Annotated in this window: 1 protein-coding gene; it reads left to right on the top strand. The window is 49.8% G+C overall.

Features of this window, described 5'->3' with window-relative positions; all coding sequences use genetic code 11:
• Positions 1–3129 (top strand): efflux RND transporter permease subunit (locus ACTHUT_RS16625; protein WP_440419113.1); only part of this gene is annotated, 3129 nt, incomplete at both ends.

Raw genomic sequence — 3129 nt, forward strand, 5'->3', positions numbered from 1 at the left:
ATTCAAAAACTGCCGATTTCCCAATATCCGTCCGTTGCTGCACCGACCATTACTTTGCGCGCTACTTATCCGGGCGCTTCTGCTCAGGTAATGGAAGACAGCGTACTGGCCGTTATCGAACGTAATATGTACGGTGTGGAAGGTTTGGACTATATGACGACTTCTGCCAATTCCAGCGGCAGCGGCAGCGTCAGTCTGACGTTTACACCGGAAACCAATGAAGATTTGGCGCAGGTAGACGTGCAGAACAAATTGTCGGAAGTGTTGTCCACATTGCCCTCTACCGTACAGCAATATGGTGTAACCGTATCTAAAGCGCGTTCCAACTTCTTGCAAGTGGTCATGCTTTCTTCTGAAAAGCAATCCATTGAGGAAATGAACGATTACGCCCAGCGCAATATCATTCCTGAACTGCAGCGTATCGACGGGGTAGGGCAGGTACAATTGTTTGGTGCGCAACGCGCCATGCGTATTTGGGTTGACCCGAAAAAACTGCAAAACTACAACCTGTCTTTTGCAACGGTAACCAATGCGCTTGCGACACAAAATATTCAAATTTCAGCGGGCTCTATCGGTTCTTTGCCGGCGGCTGCAGGTCAGACTATTTCAGCAACTGTGACGGCGCAAGGTCAGCTGAGCACTGCTGAAGAGTTTGGCAACATCATTTTGGTATCCAATATCGATGGTTCTAATGTCTATCTGAAAGACGTTGCCAAAGTCAGCTTGGGTATGCAGGATTATTCTTCTTCCACCCGTTTGAACGGTGTGAACACCACCGGTATGGCAGTGATGCTGTCTAACAGCGGTAACGCTTTGGCAACGGCGACTGCCGTGAAAGAAAAAATGGCGGTTTTGCAGAAGTATTTTCCAGACGGCATGAGCTGGAAAGTTCCCTACGATACTTCCAAATTTGTGGAAATTTCGATTGAGAAAGTAATCCATACACTTTTGGAAGCCATCGTATTGGTATTCTTGGTGATGTATCTCTTCCTGCAAAACATCCGCTATACGCTGATTCCGACTATTGTTGTGCCGATTTCCCTGTTGGGCGGTTTTGCCTTTATCTCATACATGGGTATGTCGATTAACGTATTGACCATGTTTGCGATGGTATTGGTGATCGGTATTGTGGTCGATGACGCGATTGTGGTCGTTGAAAACGTTGAGCGTATTATGGCGAGTGAAGGTCTGTCGCCTAAGGCTGCAACCAAAAAAGCGATGGGTCGGATTTCCGGCGCGGTGATTGGTATTACTGCCGTGTTGATGTCCGTATTTGTTCCGCTGGCAATGTTTAGCGGTGCAACAGGTAACATTTACAAACAGTTTGCCTTGACCATGGCGGCATCGATTGCATTCTCCGCATTCCTTGCCTTGACGCTGACTCCGGCATTATGTGCCACCATGCTCAAACCGATTCAGAAGGGTCATCACGAAGAGAAAAAAGGTTTCTTCGGTTGGTTTAACAAAAAATTCGACAGCTGGACACACGGCTACGAAGGCTGGGTTGCCAAAGTCTTGCGCAAGACTTTGCGCATGATGGTTGTCTATATTGGTTTGACTGTTGTGGGCGTATTCCTGTTTATGCGTCTGCCGACTTCCTTCTTGCCGACTGAAGACCAAGGTAACTTGATGTTGAGCGTACAGCTGCCTGCCGGCGCGACCAAAGAGCGTACCGATGCAACTTTGGCTCAAATCACTCAACTGGCGAAATCTGTACCTGAGATCGAGAACATTATTACCGTTTCCGGCTTTAGTTTTAGCGGTTCCGGCCAAAACATGGCTTTGGGCTTTGTCATTCTGAAAGACTGGAGCGAACGTACTGCTCCGGGCAGCGATGCGACTTCTATTTCCGGTAAGTTGACCGGCATGATGATGGCTACGCTGAAAGACGGTTTCGGTTTGGCGATTGTGCCTCCTGCCATTATGGAATTGGGTACAGGCTCCGGCTTGACGATTTACCTGCAAGACCGTAACAACAGCGGCCATGCCGCATTATTGGCCAAGCGCAATGAGTTGATTGACAAAATGCGCAAAAGCGGTTTGTTTAACCCAAGTACCGTTCGTGCGAGCGGTTTGGAAGATGCGCCGCAGTTGAAAATCGACATCAACCGTTCCGCCGCAGCCGCACAAGGTATTTCGTTCTCTGATATCCGTACTGCTTTGGCTTCTTCTTTGGGTTCGTCTTATGTCAATGACTTCCCGAATCAAGGCCGTCTGCAACGCGTGATGGTACAAGCTGATGCGAGTGCCCGTATGCAGCCTGCCGATATTCTGAACCTGACCGTACCGAACAAATCCGGCGTGGCCGTACCGCTTTCTACCATTGCTACTGTTTCTTGGGAAAACGGTATGGAACAAAGCGTCCGCTTCAATGGTTATCCGGCAATGGAGCTTTCCGGCTCGCCTGTTAATGGCGTATCTTCCGGTCAGGCCATGGCTGCGGTACAGCAAATGGTGGATGAAATGGGCGGCGGTTACAGTCTGGAATGGGGTGGTCAGTCTCGTGAAGAGGCTAAAGGCGGCTCGCAAACTGTCGTGTTGTACGCATTGGCCGCTGCCGCTGTATTCTTGGTATTGGCTGCTTTGTATGAAAGCTGGTCTATCCCGTTGGCGGTTATCCTTGTGATTCCGTTGGGCTTGATTGGCGCGGCATTGGGCGTAACCGGACGTAACATGTTTGAAGCATTACTGGGCAGTATTCCGGCATACGCCAACGATATCTACTTCCAAGTCGGTTTCGTTACGGTGATGGGTTTGAGTGCGAAAAACGCGATTTTGATTATCGAGTTTGCCAAAGACCTGCAAGCGCAAGGCAAGAGCGCGCTTGAAGCTGCGCTTGCCGCCGCACACTTGCGTTTCCGTCCGATTATCATGACTTCGTTTGCCTTCATCTTGGGCGTGGTACCGCTTTATGTTGCCAGCGGTGCCAGCTCCGCCAGCCAACGTGCGATTGGTACGACCGTGGTCTGGGGTATGTTGATCGGTACGATTCTGTCTGTGTTCCTTGTGCCTTTGTTCTATGTGGTTGTGCGCAAATTCTTTAAAGAAACCGCACACGAGCATGAGATGGCCGCCAAACACGCCGCTGAAGCCGGCATGATTGAAGACGGTAAACACGATTCAGACAAG

It is taken from the genome of Neisseria sp. P0022.S010, assembly GCF_051956635.1.